This is a genomic window from Formosa sp. L2A11 (assembly GCF_009796865.1).
In the GTDB taxonomy this organism is placed as follows: Bacteria; Bacteroidota; Bacteroidia; order Flavobacteriales; family Flavobacteriaceae; genus Formosa.
In genome coordinates this window covers 984,814-1,003,657 of sequence record NZ_CP047028.1, presented here as the reverse complement: position 1 = coordinate 1,003,657, position 18,844 = coordinate 984,814, and the positions used below count along the sequence as shown (strand labels likewise).

Annotated in this window: 15 protein-coding genes; 7 read left to right on the top strand and 8 right to left on the bottom strand. The window is 31.7% G+C overall.

Annotated features, from left to right (window positions below; genetic code table 11):
* Nucleotides 1–5 precede the first annotated feature (5 nt).
* The 7 genes from GQR95_RS04425 (at nt 6) to GQR95_RS04400 (ending at nt 6,185) form a co-directional block, all read left to right on the top strand.
* Nucleotides 6–668: a ThuA domain-containing protein gene (locus GQR95_RS04425; protein ID WP_159022015.1), complete on the top strand. Its 663-nt coding sequence runs from the start codon at nt 6–8 to the stop codon at nt 666–668.
* 10 nt (nt 669–678) lie between these two features.
* Nucleotides 679–840: a hypothetical protein gene (locus GQR95_RS16580; protein WP_199269641.1), complete on the top strand. Its 162-nt coding sequence runs from the start codon at nt 679–681 to the stop codon at nt 838–840.
* A gap of 108 nt (nt 841–948) precedes the next feature.
* The gene (hemH, locus tag GQR95_RS04420; protein ID WP_159022014.1) at nt 949–1,980 is read left to right on the top strand and encodes a ferrochelatase; all 1,032 of its coding nucleotides are present in this window, start codon (nt 949–951) and stop codon (nt 1,978–1,980) included.
* Between the two features lie 2 nt (nt 1,981–1,982).
* Nucleotides 1,983–3,347, top strand: a complete 1,365-nt coding sequence (locus tag GQR95_RS04415) for an MATE family efflux transporter (RefSeq protein WP_159022013.1) — start codon at nt 1,983–1,985, stop codon at nt 3,345–3,347.
* A 10-nt stretch (nt 3,348–3,357) separates the two neighbouring features.
* On the top strand, nt 3,358–3,906 hold the full coding sequence (locus GQR95_RS04410) for a CopD family protein (protein ID WP_159022012.1): 549 nt from the start codon (nt 3,358–3,360) through the stop codon (nt 3,904–3,906).
* Nucleotides 3,907–3,950: 44 nt separating this feature from the next.
* Nucleotides 3,951–5,402: an ATP-binding protein gene (locus GQR95_RS04405; RefSeq protein ID WP_159022011.1), complete on the top strand. Its 1,452-nt coding sequence runs from the start codon at nt 3,951–3,953 to the stop codon at nt 5,400–5,402.
* Between the two features lie 3 nt (nt 5,403–5,405).
* Nucleotides 5,406–6,185: an enoyl-CoA hydratase-related protein gene (locus GQR95_RS04400; protein ID WP_233265996.1), complete on the top strand. Its 780-nt coding sequence runs from the start codon at nt 5,406–5,408 to the stop codon at nt 6,183–6,185.
* A 71-nt stretch (nt 6,186–6,256) separates the two neighbouring features.
* Here the strand turns inward: GQR95_RS04400 and GQR95_RS04395 are convergent, their stop codons facing one another.
* From GQR95_RS04395 to GQR95_RS04360, 8 genes are all read right to left on the bottom strand, one after another.
* On the bottom strand, nt 6,257–6,865 hold the full coding sequence (locus tag GQR95_RS04395) for a hypothetical protein (protein WP_159022010.1): 609 nt from the start codon (nt 6,863–6,865) through the stop codon (nt 6,257–6,259).
* Between the two features lie 627 nt (nt 6,866–7,492).
* Nucleotides 7,493–8,095 (bottom strand): hypothetical protein, encoded by a 603-nt coding sequence (locus GQR95_RS04390; protein ID WP_159022009.1) that lies wholly within the window; start codon nt 8,093–8,095, stop codon nt 7,493–7,495.
* Between the two features lie 502 nt (nt 8,096–8,597).
* Entirely contained in the window at nt 8,598–9,200 is a 603-nt protein-coding gene (locus GQR95_RS04385; protein ID WP_159022008.1) for a hypothetical protein, read from the bottom strand.
* 671 nt (nt 9,201–9,871) lie between these two features.
* Nucleotides 9,872–11,164 carry an amidohydrolase family protein gene (locus GQR95_RS04380; protein ID WP_159022007.1) on the bottom strand — a complete coding sequence of 431 codons (1,293 nt, stop codon included), beginning with the start codon at nt 11,162–11,164 and terminating at the stop codon, nt 9,872–9,874.
* Nucleotides 11,165–11,179: 15 nt separating this feature from the next.
* Nucleotides 11,180–14,128, bottom strand: a complete 2,949-nt coding sequence (locus tag GQR95_RS04375) for an amidohydrolase family protein (RefSeq protein WP_159022006.1) — start codon at nt 14,126–14,128, stop codon at nt 11,180–11,182.
* A gap of 528 nt (nt 14,129–14,656) precedes the next feature.
* Nucleotides 14,657–15,262, bottom strand: a complete 606-nt coding sequence (locus GQR95_RS04370; protein ID WP_159022005.1) for a hypothetical protein — start codon at nt 15,260–15,262, stop codon at nt 14,657–14,659.
* A 633-nt stretch (nt 15,263–15,895) separates the two neighbouring features.
* Nucleotides 15,896–17,791, bottom strand: a complete 1,896-nt coding sequence (locus tag GQR95_RS04365; RefSeq protein ID WP_159022004.1) for an amidophosphoribosyltransferase — start codon at nt 17,789–17,791, stop codon at nt 15,896–15,898.
* Nucleotides 17,792–17,845: 54 nt separating this feature from the next.
* Nucleotides 17,846–18,772 carry a PfkB family carbohydrate kinase gene (locus GQR95_RS04360; RefSeq protein WP_159022003.1) on the bottom strand — a complete coding sequence of 309 codons (927 nt, stop codon included), beginning with the start codon at nt 18,770–18,772 and terminating at the stop codon, nt 17,846–17,848.
* Nucleotides 18,773–18,844: the final 72 nt, after the last annotated feature.

The window sequence follows — 18,844 nt, the reverse complement described above, 5'->3', positions numbered from 1 at the left end:
TAGATATGAAATTTGTAATTGTTATAATATTGGCATGGTTAACAAATATTAGTACGCCAACAGATCGGGTTTTAGTGTTTTCTAAAACGGAAGGTTATAGGCATAAATCTATAGAAATAGGTGTGCAAACTTTAAAAGAATTAGGACTCGAGAATAATTTTACAATTACACATACAGAAGATGCTAAGGTTTTTAATACTACAGGAGATGTTTTAAACGAAAAGGAGCAGGATGCTTTTAAAACATTTATAAATAACGGTGGAAGTTTTTTAGGAGTTCATGCTGCAACAGACACAGAATATAATTGGCCTTGGTACGAGAAGTTAGTTGGTGTGTATTTTTTAAATCATCCAAAACCCTGCGAAGCTAATATTGTTATTTCTGATGCAAATCATGAATCTACAACACATTTAAAAACCAATTGGAATCACTTCGACGAGTGGTATAATTTTAAAAATATAAGTCCAGATATTCATCCGCTTTTAATGGTAGATGAGACATCTTATGAGGGTGGAAAAAATGGAGATTATCATCCTGTATCTTGGTGTCAAGAATTTGATGGAGGTCGATCTTTTTACACCGCTTTAGGTCATACTTTAAAATCGTATGCCGATATAAATTTTAGAAACCATCTTTTAGGTGGAATTAATTACTGTTTAAACCGATAATTAGTGTGTTATGAAATATTTATCTCCAGAAATTGCAGCGTGGTCAAAACAAGAAAACACAAAATCTTTAGTGAAGCCCGGCGTGTCTTGTGGCATCTTTCAGGATTGTAATGCTAATGAAACAACTCCTATTCCGCTTCATCTCCAGAAATTAAAAGAAAAGGCTAAATAGTTTTTTTGAATTATATTATAAATTATAATCAATTTGATTTAATAGTAGATAAGATAATACTATGATTAGAATATAGTATGATCGCAATTTCTATTGTACTTTTGTAATATGAAGAAAGGAATTTTACTAGTTAATTTAGGGTCTCCAGAAAGCCCTACGCCAAAAGATGTAAAAACATATTTAGGTGAATTTTTAATGGACGAGCGTGTTATAGATCTTCCATATATTGCTAGAGCGGCTCTTGTAAAAGGAATTATTTTAAAAACAAGACCTAAAGCTTCTGCAGCAGCGTATAAAAAAATATGGTGGGAAGATGGTTCTCCATTAATTGTACTTTCAGAACGTTTACAGGCTAAAGTACAGCAAGAAGTTGAGTATCCTGTAGCTTTGGCTATGCGTTACGGTTCTATGACCATTCAAAAAGGACTTCAAGAATTAGTAGATAAAGGAGTAGAAGAGGTGTTTTTAATCCCTTTATATCCGCAATTTGCTATGGCAACTACAGAAACTATTTTGGTTTTAGCAGAAGAACTTCGTCAAGCACATTTTCCAAACCTTAAAATAGATCATTTACCAGCATTTTATAATAAACCAGATTATATTGAAGTGCTGAGTAACTCTATAAAACATCATTTAGAGGGAAAAACTTACGATCACGTATTGTTTTCTTATCACGGTGTTCCAGAACGCCATATTAGAAAGAGTGATGTTACAAAATCCCATTGTAAATTAGATGGTTCTTGTTGTAAAACACCGTCAAAAGCACACGAGTTTTGTTATAAACATCAATGTTTAGAGGTTACAAGATTGGTAGGAGAGAAGCTTGGTTTTCAAGAAGGAGCGTTTTCAACATCATTTCAATCTAGATTAGGATTCGATCCGTGGTTACAACCATATACAGATAGAACAATTGAGAGAATGGGGTTAGAAGGCACCAAGAATATTGCAATAATTACACCTGCTTTTGTTAGTGATTGTTTAGAGACTCTAGAAGAAATTGCTATAGAAGGTCAAGAGCTTTTTCATGAAGTTGGCGGAAAAGAGTTTACAACAGTTCCATGTTTAAATGAAGAACCTGAATGGGCTGCTTTATTAGGAAAATGGATTAATAACTGGGCAAGTACACCTGCTATAAAATAAAAATGACAGATAAGGTATCGGTAGATTTGGGTACAGAGCCTATAAGTAAGCTTATAATTAGGCAATCTGTGCCAGCATCTATTGGTGTCTTGGTGATGTCTTTAAATGTTCTTGTAGATACTTTTTTTGTAGGGAATTGGATAGGTTCTATCGCTATTGCAGCTATAAATATAGTTTTACCTGTTTCTTTTTTTATTGCGGCTTTAGGAATGTCTATCGGTATTGGTGGGTCTTCAATTATTTCTAGAGCGTTAGGGGCTAAAAACAAAGAAAAAGCATTAGATACTTTCGGGAATCAAATTGCTTTAACGCTTATTCTTATTACTGTTTTTGTTTGTTTGGGTTTGTTTTTTGCAGACGAAATTATTTTAGCTTTTGGAGGAAAAGGAGCTATTTTTAATCCGGCTAAAGTTTACTACACTATTGTCTTATATGGTGTCCCATTTCTTGGGTTGTCTATGGTTGGAAATAATGTAATTCGTGCAGAGGGTAATCCTAAATTTGCAATGTATGCGATGATGATTCCTGCTTTTGGTAACCTAATTTTCGATTACATATTAATTAATCTTCTCGATCAAGGTATGGCGGGGGCTGCTTGGGCAACCACAGGTTCTAATGTGCTAGGTTTTCTTTATGTTTTTTGGTATTTTTTCTTAAATAATAAAACAGTTTTAAAAATAAATTGGTCGTATTTACGATTAAAAGGACATGTGATTTCAGAAATAGCTTCACTTGGTTTTGTAACACTTGCAAGACAGGCCGTAGTTAGTGTTATGTATTTATTTATGAATAACATTTTGTTTGATATTGGCGGAGAAGTTTCGGTTACTGCTTATGCCATTGTTGGGCGTATGCTTATGTTTGCCTTATTTCCTGTTTTAGGTGTTACACAAGGTTTTTTGCCTATTGCAGGATATAATTATGGAGCAGAACAATACGGTCGTGTTCGTTTATCTATAAATACAGCTATTAAGTATGCTGCTATTTTAGCTACAATTATATTTGTATTGCTTATGTCTTTTCCAGAGAGTATTACAAGAATGTTTACACAAGATCCCGAAGTATTAAAAGAAACACCATACGCCATGCGTTGGGTATTCGCTGCAACACCAATTATTGCTTTACAATTAATAGGTGCAGCCTATTTTCAGGCAATTGGTAAAGCAAAGCCAGCTTTGTTTTTAACATTAACACGTCAAGGTTTTTTCTTTATTCCACTAATTTTAATTTTACCTAAATTCTATGGCGAGTTGGGTGTATGGATGTCGTTTCCTATTTCCGATGTATTGTCTACTATTGTTACAGGTTATTTTTTAAGGAGAGAGATTAAAACAGATTTAATTAAAAAGAGTACTATTACAACTTAAACCATCTATTATGGAATATTATAATTATATAAAATCGCTTCATCTTATTTTTGTTATCACTTGGTTTGCAGGTCTTTTTTATATTCCTAGATTGTTTGTATATCAAATAGAGTCATTTCATAAGCCATCTCCAGATAAAGAGATTTTAGGGACGCAGTTAAAGTTAATGACAAAGCGATTATGGAATATTATTACTTGGCCGTCAGCTATTTTAGCTACAATATTTGCCATTTGGTTACTTATTCTTATGCCTGCTTGGTTGCAAGAACCTTGGATGCACGTAAAATTAGGGTTTGTTGTATTGCTAATTATCTATCATTTAAAAACACATCAATATTTTAAACAGTTACAACGCGACGATGTAAGAAAAACATCTAGTTATATGAGGCTTTGGAACGAAGGCGCAACTTTTATTCTTTTTGCTGTTGTATTTTTGGTAATTTTAAAGAGTAGCTTTAATTGGATTTTTGGAGTGATTGGAATTTTTGTACTCGGTGTACTTATTATGCTAGGTTTTAAAGTCTATAAACGCATACGTGCTAAAAATCCGAATGCATAAATAATGGCTTGATTATTGTTGCCTATAGGACACGGTAAAATTTTATGAAACTTAAAAAAATATCTTTACGGCTTCGCATATTTGTAGCTATGCTTTTTGTAGTTATGTTAGCTTCTATTTTAATAGTAGGTGTTGCTATTTATCAATACGGAGAAGAGGCGATAGACTACCACCAACAGCGATTAGAGCGTAAAGAGAAAAACATTAAATCTCATATTAATTATATAATTAAGCAAACCTCTTTCGAAGTTAAAACAGAAAAGCTGCCGTATATTTTTAAAGATAAGATTTACGAAATAGCAAGTATTCATAATTTACAAGTTAATATTTACGATTTAGATGGATCTATATTAACGTCTTCTCGGGCTGGTTTTTCTCAAGATTCTATTGCAGATTGTATTAATGCAAATATTTTAAATACACTTTCTAATACGGCAAAGCATACTTATGTAGAAAAGCGTAGCGAGAATAATAAAATCTACCAGTCGTCTTATTCATATATTACAGATCAGAAATTTAAGCCATTAGCCATTCTGAATTTACCTTATTTAGAAGATGATAATTTTCTGGCTAAAGAATTAAGTGAGTTCTTAGAGCGTATTAGTTATGCCTATTTGTTTATGCTTGTTTTAGCTACGGCAATTGCCTTTTTCTTGGCGAATTACATTACTAAATCTATAAAAACAATAAGTGATAAAATAAATAGTACCACTTTAGAAAAACGGAATACGCGTATAGACGTAGAAGATGCAAGTGAAGAAATTTCAACATTGGTTGAAGCATACAACAGTATGATCGATCAGTTAGAAGATAGTGCAAAGCAATTGGCGAAAAGTGAACGGGAACAAGCGTGGAGAGAGATGGCTAAGCAGGTGGCTCATGAGATTAAAAATCCGTTGACTCCAATGCGATTAAGTGTTCAGAATTTTCAGCGTAAATTTAGACCAGACGATCCCGATATTCATCATAAGGTAGAAGAATATTCAGAAACCTTAATTCAGCAAATAGATACTATGAGTTCTATTGCATCGGCATTTTCTAACTTTGCAAATATGCCTGCTCAGCAAAACGAAACACTTAATGTTGTAAATACAGTGCGTTTATCTTTAGATATTTTTAATAAAGATTATATCGTGTTTCTTGCAGAGCGTGAAGAAATTATTACAACTTTTGATAAAACACAACTGATTAGAATTGTTACTAATTTAGTTAAGAATGCCATTCAATCTATTCCCGACGATCGTATTCCTAAAATTGTAGCACATGTCTCTTTGCATGATGGTATTATAAAAATTACGGTTTCAGATAATGGAATTGGAATTCAAGAAGAGAATATATCCAGTGTTTTCGAGCCTAAATTTACAACCAAATCTGGAGGTATGGGACTTGGTTTAGCAATGGTTAAGAATATATTAGAAAGCCATAACGGGCATATTACTTTTAATACGCAACTAAATAAGGGAACAACGTTTGTGGTTACCTTTCCTAAAACCTAAATTATGATTTTTAACATTTTATCAGAATTTCAAGATGGTATTACAACAATAACCATTAACAGACCAACAAAATTAAACGCCTTAAACAAAGCGACTATTAAAGAATTGCATCGTGCTTTTAAAGCGGCAGATAAAGACGATGAAACACGAGTTATTATTGTAACTGGAAGTGGCGAAAAAGCTTTTGTTGCAGGTGCAGATATAAGTGAATTTGCAAATTTTGATAAAGAAAAGGGTTCTAAACTGTCAGCTAAAGGTCATGAAATGCTATTCGATTTTATACAAAATTTATCTACACCAGTTATTGCTGCTGTAAATGGATTTGCTTTGGGTGGCGGATTAGAATTAGCGATGGCTTGCCATTTTAGAGTGGCTAGCGACAATGCTAAAATGGGATTACCAGAAGTGTCTTTAGGTGTTATTCCTGGTTATGGTGGTACACAACGTTTACCTCAATTAGTTGGTAAAGGTAGAGCTATGGAGATGATCATGACAGCAGGAATGATTAATGCAGAGCAAGCCTTAAGTTATGGTTTGGTAAATCATGTTGTTGCCCAAGAAGAGTTATTATCTTTTTGTGAAGATATTGCGAATAAAATAAAGAATAACTCGCCTAAAGCAATTGGAGAAGCAATTAAAGCGATTAACTCAGGTTTTAAATCTGGAGTTAATGGGTATAAAAAAGAAATTAAAGGTTTTGGTAAATGTTTTGGAACCGAAGATTTTAAAGAAGGAACTACAGCTTTTCTAGAAAAACGAAAAGCAGAATTTACAGGAAAATAAACATAAAAAAAGAGTGGACTGTTAAAAGTCCACTCTTTTTAGTTTTGTAATCGGGAGGGAGGTTATTGGTATTAGATGCTGAAGTATTCTACGTAATCTCTGCCGTTTGCAGTAACTACTACTTTGTATCTTCCTTCATGTATTTTAGATAAACTATAAATACGTTCTATTTTTGTAGAGTCTGTAAAATCTTCGTTATACACTAAATTGTATCCCGAATTGTTTTTATTGCTCTCGTGGTAAATGTTTATTTTTACATCTTCTTTCTCTAAATCTAATTTAGAAAAATATAAATAGTTGTCTTTAGTCTTCAAAACAGGTTTAAAGATTGTTTTCTCGTTTGCTTTGTCGAATGTTACTGTGTTAGAAGTCACTTTGAAAGGGATAATTTTGATTTGAAAATCTTTTTCATGTTCAAAATAGTATTTCCCATCAGGTAATGCTGTTAAGTCGAACTTGTTACTGAAAATACCTTCTTTTTCTATCGTTTTTTTGTAAAGTATTAATCCGTTTATGTCTTTAATAGATAATTTTTGTCCTGCTTTTACGTTGTCTAATGTTAACGTAATTTCCATGCTTTCTTTTTCTACTTTTAAAGAAGAAAGGTTATTAGCGAAACCTGTTGCGATGCCAGTAATCATAACTAACATGCAAATACTGTGTGTGATTACTTTTTTCATAATTAAATATTTATTTTTTTTGATCATTTAACTTGTTCAAATATAGGGCGTTATCAGGTGTGCGAAAACATCAATATTGGCTGCTTTATATTCTATTTTAACCATTAAATTAAAGTTACTGTAATATGAAGTTAATTTAGCACAGGTTTAAGGTAATATTATCTATGATGTTGTTTTTCAGGTGTTTGATTGTGTTGTGTTTACTGTGTAGTTTGTTTTATTGTTATTTTAATATTAGATTAATGTTAGTGCGGTTATTTCTCCTACAAGTTAATGGTGTTTAGATGCTATAAAACAGAGCAATTTTGTGTAAAATCATGATTGGTTTAGCTGTAATTAGGATGAAGAATGGCTGTTTCTTTAATGTGATTTTGTTTTGTTAGGTGCAAATCTGTAGTTAAGTCTCCTTAATTTGTTATTTAGATTTTAATGTATGCTAGATGTTTTTAGATTGATGATGAGGTTAAATTAGAAATGAAGAGAATCAATTTATAGATGTCTTGTTCTGTACTTTATTTTTAATGAAATTCTGAAGATGTGTTAAGTGTTTGTGTGAAATATAAACGCAAAAAAAAGAGTGAACTTATTTATAAGTCCACTCTTAGAGTATTTTAAATTGTATTGCTTTTAGATAGAAAAATACTCTACGTATTCTCTTCCGTCTGCTTTAATTACCATTTTGTAATTTCCAGATTCTTTCTTAGATAAGCTATACGCACGTTGTATGTTTGCTGTGTCTTTAAAATCTTCTGAGTGTATTACTTTAAATGTATTGTTATCTCCTTCATATAAAAGACTTACGTTTACATCTGTTTTGTTTAAGTCTAATTTAGATAAGTAAATCGTGTTGTTTTTAACTTTTACAACAGGTTTGTATATTACTTTTTCGCTAGGCGTATTAAAAGTAACTTTTCCTGCAGCTACATTAAAAGGAATTACTTTAACTTGATATGCTTTTTCGTGTTCGAAAAAATATGATCCGTTAGGTAAAGATGAAAAATCGAATGTGTTGTCTACAGTTCCAGACTTATTAAAAGTCTTTTTGTAAAGCGTAAATCCGTATGCATCTTTAATATATAAGTGTTGTCCTTCTTTTACATTGTCTAATGTTAACGTAATCTCCATATCTCTTCTTCCATCAAAATCAGATGACAAGTTGCTCGCAAAACTTGATGCAAAGCTGGTAGCTACTACCAACAAGCAAATACTAAGTGTCATTATTTTTTTCATAATTAATTTTTTTTATCGATTAACATATGGTAAATATAGACTGATAGTGTGTACTACAAAACATCGATATTGGCTACTTTATATTCTATATTAACCAAAAAACATTAATAGTGAAGCGTTAAGATTAATATAGCATATATTTGAGTTAATTCTTTATATAACGCCAATTTACAGCTTTTTATAGGTGTTGCAATGTGTGCTAAATTCACGGTTTACATACTAGAATCTTTATGTAAAAGATTGTCTTGTTATTTTATCTAATAATTTGAGTGTGTTTTATGCAATTTAAATTTAGATGATATTTTCTTTATGCAAATGTGTTAGTTTCTTTATCGTTTGTGATTTTTACATTATACCCAGAAGAATCATTTTTATGAAAAAATAGAGCTTACTAGATTAATTTATTTTAGTTGAAGTCTTTCCTCCTTTAAATGTTTACGCAAAAAAAAAGAGTGAACTTATAAATAAGTTCACTCTTAGAATATTTTAAATTGTATTGCTTTTAGATAGAAAAATACTCAACGTATTCTCTTCCGTCTGCTTTAATTACCATTTTGTAATTTCCAGATTCTTTATTAGATAAGCTATACGCACGTTGTATGTTTGCTGTGTCTGTAAAATCTTCTGAGTGTATTACTTTAAATGTATTGTTATCGCTTTCGTATAAAAGACTCACGTTTACATCTGTTTTGTTTAAGTCTAATTTAGATAAGTAAATCGTGTTGTTTTTAACTTTTACAACAGGTTTGTATATTACTTTTTCGCTAGGCGTATTAAAAGTAACTTTTCCTGCAGCTACATTAAAAGGAATTACTTTAACTTGATATGCTTTTTCGTGTTCGAAAAAATATGATCCGTTAGGTAAAGATGAAAAATCGAATGTGTTATCTACAGTTCCAGACTTATTAAAAGTCTTTTTGTAAAGCGTAAATCCGTATGCATCTTTAATATATAAATGTTGTCCTTCTTTTACATTGTCTAATGTTAACGTAATCTCCATGTCTCTTCTTCCATCAAAATCAGATGACAAGTTGCTCGCAAAACTTGATGCAAAGCTGGTAGCTACTACCAACAAGCAAATACTAAGTGTCATTATTTTTTTCATTATTCAAATATTTTTGATTATTTAACTTATCCAAATGTATGATGTTGTAGCGTGTTACAAAACATCGATATTGGCTACTTTATATTCTATTTTAACTTAAATACTATTGTAATGTATTTACAGAGTTAATATAGAATATGTTTGAGTTAATTTTGGATAATAAGCCAATACTAAGTCTAATTATTTTTTTCATGATTTATTTTTTTTTCGATTCTTTATATTAAGATAGATTGAAGCCTTTACAACAAAACATTAATATTGTTTGCCTTATCTTCTATTCTAACTTGAATATTATTGTAGTGAATTAATTGAGTTCATGTAGTATTTGTTTGAGTTTGTTTTTGACAACAAGCTAATACCAAGTTTCATTATTTTTTTCATAATTAATTTCTTTTAACGATTAACGTATGACAAAGGTATAGCGATAGCTCGTGCTAGAAAACATCGATATTGGCAACTTTGTGTTCTATTTTAATCAAGAATCTTAAGCCCTATATTTATAGGGGTAATATAAAATATGTTTGAGGTAATTTAAGCCATGTCGGATAATTTTGTCTTTATTTTCTATTTAAGGTCTTATTTGTAAGGTTGAGGTTCTAAATATTTTTAGGCATAAAAAAAGAGTGAGATTTAAATCTCACTCTTATAAATAATAAAATTGATTAGGTAATTTATTTAGTTTCGTACTTTTTCATGTAACGTTTCCATAATGTGGTTTGGTGTGTTTCTAAAGAGATTTCGCGACCGTCTATAAAAGCATTTGTAAGTTGGTTGGTTCTCATGTCTAAAGCATCTCCTTCAGAAATAAATAATGTAGCACTTTTTCCTACTTCTAAAGTTCCGTAACTATTATCTATACCTAGTATTTTTGCAGTATTTCCTGTAATTAAACATAAAGCACGCTCTTTATCTAAACCTTGTCCTGCAACTTGCCCAGCGTAAAAAGGTAAGTTTCTAGTCTGGAAATTTTCGCTTTTTGCATTTTGTATTCCAACCAATAAACCTGCGTCTGTTAATAATTTTGGTAGCTTATAAGGTAGGTCGTAGTCTTCGTCTTCAAAATTTGGTCTGTTATGTGTAGCTTGTACTAAAACTGGAATGTTATTTTGTTTTAAGAAATCGGTTATTTTGTAAGCTTCATATCCGCCAACTAATACAATGTTTTTTATCTCTTCATGTTTAGCTAAAGTAATGGCATCTATAATTTCTTTTTCTCCATCTGCATAAATATAAAGGTTTTGAGAACCGTTATATAATCCTTGCATGGCTTTAAAGGGTTCGTTTTCTTCTGCAGAAACGGTTTCTCCGTACGCTTTAGAATCTTGTAAAAAATTTGTAATTTCTGCAATTGTTTTTTGGTAGGTATCGTTTGGTTTATATCCTCTGTCTTCTCCTCTGCGATTAAACCTATAACTGCTTGGCCAATGTAGGTGAATTCCATCGTCTACTTTTACGGCTGCATCTTCCCAATTCCAAGCATCTAGTTGCACAATAGATGACGTTCCTGAAATTTCGCCTCCTTGTGGTGCTATTTGTGCCAGTAATACACCGTTTGGGCGCATACTTTCTACAACTTTAGATTCGGCATTATAAGCAATTAAACTGCGTACATGCGGAATGAATTCTCCTATTTCATCTTCATCTTTACTCGCTCTAACAGCGTTAATTTCTATTAATCCTAATGCTTTTGTTGGGGCAATAAAGCCTGGGTAAATATGCTTTCCTGTGCCATCAATTGTTTTTCCTTTTCTAGCAATTTTCATTTTAGCATCACCAACAAATGTTAAAACGCCACCTTCGAACATGATAAGCGAATTTTCTATGATGTTTCCATTTCCTAGATGGGCAGTTGCACCTTCTATTACTATAGCTTCTTTTTGTACAGTTGCTGGTGTTTGTTGTGCCCAAGAAAAGGATACACTAAACAAAACGACGAGCACTAATATGTTTTTATATGTTTTCATTATAGTTTTTTATTTTTATAGTGATTCGCAAGTCATTTCTTCTTTTCTTTTACCTTTTGGTTTTTGTGTCTTTTTACCTTTAGATTTCTCTTGAAGCATTAAGTTAACCAATTTGGCACGTTCCGTTTTTATGCTTTCACGTTGTAGTTTGTCTTTTTCAATATCAAAATACACAACACCTTCTATTACTGTTTTTTCTGCTTTAGAATAAATAGACAAAGGGTTGTTGTTCCAAAGTACAAGATCTGCGTCTTTACCTTTTTTAATACTTCCCACTCTGTTGTCTAGATGTAATAATTTTGCTGGGTTTATAGTTACCATTTTCCAAGCTTCCAACTCCGTCATTCCGCCGTATTTTATAGTTTTTCCAGCTTCTTGATTTAATCTTCTAATCATTTCATCGTCATCACTATTTATAGCAACAGTTATACCTTGCTGTTGCATTATAGCAGCGTTATATGGTATGGCATCGTTTACTTCAAATTTATAAGCCCACCAGTCGCTAAACGTTGCCGCTCCAACACCGTGTTCGACCATTTTATCTGCTACTTTATAACCTTCTAAAATATGTGTGAAAGTGTTTATTCTGAAGTCGAATTTTTCAGCAACCTTCATTAACATGTTAATCTCACTTTGCACGTAAGAATGACAGCTAATAAAACGTTCTCCGTTAAGAATTTCTAATAAGGTTTCCATTTCTTCGTCATAACGGTAAGGTGTTCCGCTTTTTTTCTTTTCGCCATATTCTTTAGCGCGTTGAAAATAGTTTATAAAAACCTGTTCTACACCCATTCGTGTTTGTGGAAATCTGTTTGTGCTTCCCCAGTTACTTTGTTTTACGTTTTCTCCTAAAGCAAATTTTATAAATTTTGGAGAGTTATCGTAAATCATATTCTTAGCAGTTTCTCCCCATTTTAATTTAAGTATTGCAGAGCGTCCTCCAATAGGATTTGCAGAACCGTGTAATAATTGTAGTGAAGTTACGCCACCACCAAGTGCATAATAAATGCTAATGTCGTCTGGGTCTACAACATCTTCCATGGTTACTTCTGCAGAAGAATTGTGTCCAGATTCGTTTATCGATAGCGCTGCAATATGGCTATGTTCGTCTATAATGCCTGCTGTTAAATGTTTTCCTGTGGCATCTATAACTCTCGCTTTTCCTGCAGAAAGGTCTTTTCCTATTTTGGCTATTTTACCATCTTTTACTAAAACGTCTGTATTTTTTAAAATACCTTCGTCTTCGCTGGTCCAAACCGTTGCATTTTTAAATAAAATGGTTTCTTGTTTAGGGAGTTCTAAATTTCCATATCCAATGTTTGGGTAGGTTATAGGGAATAACTCTGTAGGTTTGCTTGTTTTATCTTTGTGTTTGTTGTTTTTAAACGGAGCTGTTTGTGTTGCGTTAAAGCTGTGTTCTCCATTTTCTGTTATTACTTTTCCAGTAAAAACAGGTGTGCTAGATGTAACTAAAGAAGAAACTCTATACGATGCAGAAGCCTTGTCTGTAAACGATAGGTTTAACCAATTGTTTTCAAACTTAAATTTAGAATCTAAAGTTGTAGAGTCTTGTTTAATCGTTGCTTTTGGAGTGTCTGCAGTGCCTTTTATTGAAAGTGTAAATACTTTTGAATTAGCTGTAATTGTATATTCGCCTCTTATGTCGTTAGTATTGGCTGCTTTAATAAGGTTCTTTTTTCCTTGTACCCAGTTTTCGTATAAAATGGTTTCTTTATCAAAATAATCGCCAGAAGTAATAATAAAATTAGCTTCCATACCTTTTTGTAAAGCTCCAATTCGGCTAGACTGTCCTAGTATTTGGGCTGGAATTGTAGTTAATGCTTCTAATGCCTTTGTTTTAGAAAGTCCGCGATTAACAGCTTCTGTAAGTTTTTCTTTAAAATCTTTAGTTTCTTTTAAATGATTTAAAGTAAATGAAAATGTTACTCCATTATCTGCTAATATTTTAGGATTAGAAGGCGCCTGACTCCAATGGCGCATATCAGCTAGCGATACAAATGTCTCACTAAAAGGGTCTGAAACATCGTAAGCATCAGGGAAATTTAGAGGTAAAATTAATTTAGCATGTGTCGCTTTTATTGCCGATACCATTTCATATTCATCTCCTCCTCCAAGAATGGTGTATTGAATGCCAAATGCGTCTCCAATTTTATCGGCTCTTAATACGTTACTTTTAGAGCTTGCATCAAATATTTGAACAAGTGCTTTATTGTTGTTTAAAGCTTCTAAAGAACGATCTGTTACATCTATATTACCTTTTGCATACCAATCTGCATCGTGATAAAATTGTCTTAATAAAGCTGTTGTTCCCATTAAAGAAGTTGGGTAAGATTGCGCTTTTATAACGCTTCTTTCTAATGAAAAATACTGAGCAGAGCGATCGTTTAAAATACGATTTGCATTAGTATCATTTTCATTTAAAGCGACTAAAACACCTGTTCCGCGTGCAATACCATCTTGTAAATGTGTGTTTACTACTCCAAAACCTACATTAAGTAGTTCTTTTGCTTTCTTATTGTCAAATTCAAATACTTCTATGGCATCTGTTTCTGGCATAATATGGTCGTTCCAGTAAAAACCATCTCTAGTAGCGTCATATTGTGCAGACCGGCCACGACCTCCTGTTCTTTTTGGTTTTGTAACTCCAAAATCTGAATATACATCTATAAAAGAAGGGTAAATTGTTTTGTTTTCTGCATTAATAATAACCGTGTTTTTGGGAAGTGTGACTTGTGCTGCTGCAGAAACAACTTTGCCATCTTTTATTAATAAGGTTCCAGATTCTATAACTGTAGTTGGCGTTATATAAATTTTGGCATTTGTAAAAGCTGTGTAATTATGATTATTAGATTTTACGCCTTTACTTTCTGGAAAGTAGTCTTGTGCTTTTAAGAGGCCGCTACTAGCCATAAAAAGTATTAAAAATAGTAACCTTTGTTTCATTTAGTATTCTTTTTTTTAGTGTTAATTATTAGCTGTTTGAACTTGATAATTATAGAAAACATGATGTTAATCTTATGGAATAAAAAATCCGGCTATATGCTTTTAAAGCACAAGCTGTTTGTCTGATTTTTTATAATGTTTCCTAGTCTAAATATATAGGTTATCTAAAGGATGTGTATTTCGTAATTACTTTTTTTTGCTGTTTTTAAATTGATTTTGTTAAAAGAATGAATGTTTAATTTAAAATTTGTTATTTGAGCAAATATTTACTTGATTTTTTTGGAATTTAGTTAATTAGAAAGTAGTCGTTTTTTCTAATTATTAAGAAGGAGGTTCTAATCTTAATCTTGCTATTTGTATAAGAATTACAATGGCTTTGATTAATAAAGGAGGTGTTATAGAGAATACAATTTTAGTATTGATGGGGGGTTAATTTTTGGGCATAAAAAAAGAGTGAGATAACCAGTCCCACTCTTACAAACAAACTAACTAAATTTAATAGTATAATGAAATACTATTTATTTAAAACTATATTTTAAAGTTTTCAATGTAGCTTTTACCGTTACTATTGATTATCACTTTGTAATTTCCTTTGTGTAATTCTGATAAGCGGTATGCGCGCTCAATTTTTACAGTGTCTGAGATTTTATCTGAGTGCACTAATTGAAATTCACTTTTGTTTTTAGCAGAGTAATAGATGTCAATTTTTACATCATCTTTTTCTAAATCTAATTTAGATACGTATATGTAATCATTTTTAACTTTTACTATAGGCTTGTAAATTATTTTTTCATTAGCCTTATCAAAATTAACTTCTCCTAAAGAAACTGTAAAAGGAATTAATTTTGTGTAATGATCTTTTTCGTGTTCAAAATGGTAATCTCCATTAGGTAATGCAGATAAATCAAATCTATTATTATAAACTCCAGATTTTTGAATTGTTTGATTATATAAAATAACTCCGTTTTCGTCTTCAATAGATAATTTTTGTCCTGCCTTTACATCATTCAATGTCAATGTAATTTCCTTTTTCGTTGCATCATCTTTTTTAGATAAAGAGATGTTTGCATAAGTAGCTGCAATGCTAGAAGTCATTACTAACAGACAAATACTAAGTGTGATAAATTTTTTCATAAGTGTTTTTCTTAACGATTAACACTGCAAATATATGTGCGTTACAGTTGTTAGAAAACAACGATATTGGCAATATTGTATACTATTTTAACCGTTAAATTAATGTTACCAATTATTAAAGGTAATATTGTATATGTTTAGGGTAATCTCGTGTAGTTTTACTCTTTTTAGGCTAACACTATGATTAATTTGGTTAAGAAACTATGTTGTTTTGATTTGTGAAACCTAATAGTATATATAGTTATATTTTAAAAATATTTTTATACTTATATATAAGTGTGTTTCTTAATGTTGAAGATTTAGATCTTATTAAGTAGGAGCTAATATGTTTTTTTTGAATAGATAGATGATTAAAAAAGAATATATAATTTAGAAAAGTTGTGCTACAAGCTATACTGTTTTAGGTATTTGTGCGTGTCTAGGTAAAATGGTAATGTTTTAAACATAAAAAAGGTGAACGTTAGTTCACCTTTTTTGCCCCAAATCTACCATGAACTTAACCTACTTATGTTATGGTCGTGCCAAATTAGAGTATTTATGTATTATCAAATAATCTTTTAGATTAAGTGCATTATTATCAGGTAAAACGTGTTTTTATGACGTTTAAATCATCTTTACGGCTGTAAAAGCTTATTAATAAGCACGTTGGTTGTTGCCTTCGTAGAAATTAATGTATGCTCTGTTAACCACACGATTACCTCCAGGAGTTGGATAATTTCCTGTAAAATACCAGTCACCTAAATTTTTAGGACACGCTTTATTTAAGTTTTCAACACTTTGGAAAATGGTGTAAACTTCAGCATTAATTGTGTCGTCAGAAATAAGTTCTGCTATTTTTATAGATAATTCATCATCTGTAAATTCATCATATAAATCCTTAACAAAGTTCTGAACCAGTGTGTCTTTCATATCTACTTGAGCGATACATTTTTTATAAGTCTCTTCTATTAAATGATATTTATTTTGATCTTTAAGTAAGCTTAACATGGCTCTAAAAGCAACTAAGCTTTCTAGGTTTGCCATATCTATACCGTAACAATCTGGGTAACGAATTTGTGGAGCAGAAGATACTACAACAATACGCTTAGGGTGTAAGCGATCTAGCATTCTAATAATGCTTTTCTTAAGTGTGGTACCGCGAACAATACTATCGTCTATAATTACAATATTATCGGTGTTTTTAATAACGCCGTAAGTAACATCGTAAACGTGTTCTACTAAATCGTCTCGACTGCTGTCTTCTGTTATAAATGTACGAAGCTTAGCATCTTTAATTGCGATTTTTTCAATTCTAGGACGTTCTTTTAGTATTTCGGTAACTTGCTCTTCAGATAAATCTTTACCTTCAATTATGGCTTTTGTTTTTCTTTTATTTAAATAATCTTCAACAGATTCTATCATCCCGTAAAACGATGATTCTGCTGTGTTAGGAATATAAGAAAAAACAGAGTTTTTGGTGTCGTAATTAATAGTTTCAAGAACTTTAGGCATTAATAATTTACCTAATGTTTTACGTTCTTGGTATATTTCTGCATCACTTCCTCTAGAGAAATAAATACGTTCGAAAGAACATGCTTTGCGTTCTGTAGGTTCTAAAATCTTTTCGATTTTTACTTCCCCAGATTTTTTAGTAATAATAGCATGACCCGGATCTAGTTCTTTTACTTGATCGAAATCTACATTAAAAACAGTTTGAATTACGGGGCGTTCTGAAGCAACAACAACCACTTCATCGTCTTGGTAGTAATATGCTGGTCTAATTCCTGCAGGATCACGTAAAACAAAAGAATCTCCGTGTCCTAACATTCCGGCCATAGCAAAACCACCATCGAAATTTTTACCAGCTCTTTTTAAAATTTTACCAACGTTTAAGCGTTCGGCAATTAAAGGCGAGCATTCTGTTTTAGAATAGCCTTCTGCTTTTAATTGTTTGTATTTTTTTGCAACAGAATCGTCTAAGAAATGACCAATTTTTTCCATTATAGTAATGGTGTCGGCTTTTTCTTTAGGGTGTTGTCCAAGACGAATTAAATTATCAAATAATTCGTTAACATTAGTCATGTTAAAGTTTCCAGCAAGAATAAGGTTTCTGTGCATCCAGTTGTTTTGTCTTAAAAACGGGTGTACACTTTCTACACTATTCTTTCCAAATGTACCATAACGTACATGGCCTAAAAGCACTTCTCCTAAATAAGGGATGTGTTTTTTTTGAAGCTCTACATCATCAGTATATTCTGGGTGTTCTACTAATTCTTGATTTATTCTTCCGTTAATTTGAGCAAATATATCTTGAATAGGTTGTTGAGCATTAGATCGTACTCTGCTTATGTAACGTTCGCCTGGCTGAGTGTCTAATTTAATACTTGCAAAACCAGCACCATCTTGACCACGATTGTGTTGTTTTTCCATCATTAAATACATTTTATTTACACCATAAAATGCAGTACCATATTTTTCTTTATAGTATTCTAATGGTTTTAAAAGTCTTATGAGTGCTATACCGCATTCATGTTTTAAAGCATCGCTCATTGTATATATAATAAAATTAATTAAAAAACGCGCTTTTTTACAAGCGCGTGTTTTTTATGATAAATCTATATTGAATGTTGTTAAGTCCTTGAATTGTTTCAGTCGCATGTTTAATTCGTCTGTCGTGACTTTTTGTAAACGTTCCGTACCAAATTCTTCAACACAGAAGGAGGCTAAAGCCGAACCATATATAATGGCTGTTTTCATGTTCTCAAATGTGTATTCTCCAGAATTGGCTAAAAATCCTGCAAATCCTCCTGCAAAAGTATCTCCAGCTCCTGTTGGATCGAATACACTTTTTAATGGTAATGCTGGTGCAGAGAAAATGTTGTCTTTATGAAATAATAAAGCACCGTGTTCTCCTTTTTTAATAACTACAAATTGAGGTCCTAATTCAAAGATTTTTTGAGCGGCATTAACTAAAGAATATTCTCCTGTTAATTGTCTTGCTTCTTCATCGTTAATAGTAAGCACATCTACTCTAGCAATTACTTTATGTAAATCTTCTAAAGCATTATCCATCCAGAAATTCATAGTATCTAAAATGGCTAATTTTGGCTTTGTTGTCATTTGGTCTAAAACACCAAGTTGTACCAAAGGGTGTAAATTACCTAACATAACAACTTCAGCATTTTTATATGCATCAGGAACTATAGGATTAAAATCTGCTAATACGTTTAGCTCTGTTGCTAAAGTATCTCTAGTATTCATGTCGTAATGGTAACGGCCACTCCAGAAGAATGTTTTTCCGTCTTTTACAATTTCTAAACCAGAAACGTCTATGTTTTTATTAGATAATAAATCTATATATTCTTGAGGAAAATCATTTCCTACTACAGAAACTACAGCGCTATCTACATTAAATTGAGAAGCAGAAAGTCCTATATAAGTGGCAGCGCCACCAAGAATTTTATCGGTTTTTCCGAAAGGTGTTTCAATAGCATCAAACGCTACGGTACCTACAATAACTAATTTACTCATAAAAGAGGGCTAATGTTTTTTTGCAAATATAGGTCTTTTAACGGCTAAAGCATAAACAAAGTTTATTTAGAA

What these genes read in the sequence shown, in the direction of transcription:
- GQR95_RS04425 (WP_159022015.1), top strand. Translation starts at nt 6, where the DNA reads ATGAAATTTGTAATTGTTATAATATTGGCATGGTTAACAAATATTAGT.
- GQR95_RS16580 (WP_199269641.1), top strand. Translation starts at nt 679, where the DNA reads ATGAAATATTTATCTCCAGAAATTGCAGCGTGGTCAAAACAAGAAAAC.
- hemH (WP_159022014.1), top strand. Translation starts at nt 949, where the DNA reads ATGAAGAAAGGAATTTTACTAGTTAATTTAGGGTCTCCAGAAAGCCCT.
- GQR95_RS04415 (WP_159022013.1), top strand. Translation starts at nt 1,983, where the DNA reads ATGACAGATAAGGTATCGGTAGATTTGGGTACAGAGCCTATAAGTAAG.
- GQR95_RS04410 (WP_159022012.1), top strand. Translation starts at nt 3,358, where the DNA reads ATGGAATATTATAATTATATAAAATCGCTTCATCTTATTTTTGTTATC.
- GQR95_RS04405 (WP_159022011.1), top strand. Translation starts at nt 3,951, where the DNA reads ATGAAACTTAAAAAAATATCTTTACGGCTTCGCATATTTGTAGCTATG.
- GQR95_RS04400 (WP_233265996.1), top strand. Translation starts at nt 5,406, where the DNA reads ATGATTTTTAACATTTTATCAGAATTTCAAGATGGTATTACAACAATA.
- GQR95_RS04395 (WP_159022010.1), bottom strand. Translation starts at nt 6,865, where the DNA reads ATGAAAAAAGTAATCACACACAGTATTTGCATGTTAGTTATGATTACT.
- GQR95_RS04390 (WP_159022009.1), bottom strand. Translation starts at nt 8,095, where the DNA reads ATGAAAAAAATAATGACACTTAGTATTTGCTTGTTGGTAGTAGCTACC.
- GQR95_RS04385 (WP_159022008.1), bottom strand. Translation starts at nt 9,200, where the DNA reads ATGAAAAAAATAATGACACTTAGTATTTGCTTGTTGGTAGTAGCTACC.
- GQR95_RS04380 (WP_159022007.1), bottom strand. Translation starts at nt 11,164, where the DNA reads ATGAAAACATATAAAAACATATTAGTGCTCGTCGTTTTGTTTAGTGTA.
- GQR95_RS04375 (WP_159022006.1), bottom strand. Translation starts at nt 14,128, where the DNA reads ATGAAACAAAGGTTACTATTTTTAATACTTTTTATGGCTAGTAGCGGC.
- GQR95_RS04370 (WP_159022005.1), bottom strand. Translation starts at nt 15,262, where the DNA reads ATGAAAAAATTTATCACACTTAGTATTTGTCTGTTAGTAATGACTTCT.
- GQR95_RS04365 (WP_159022004.1), bottom strand. Translation starts at nt 17,791, where the DNA reads ATGAGCGATGCTTTAAAACATGAATGCGGTATAGCACTCATAAGACTT.
- GQR95_RS04360 (WP_159022003.1), bottom strand. Translation starts at nt 18,772, where the DNA reads ATGAGTAAATTAGTTATTGTAGGTACCGTAGCGTTTGATGCTATTGAA.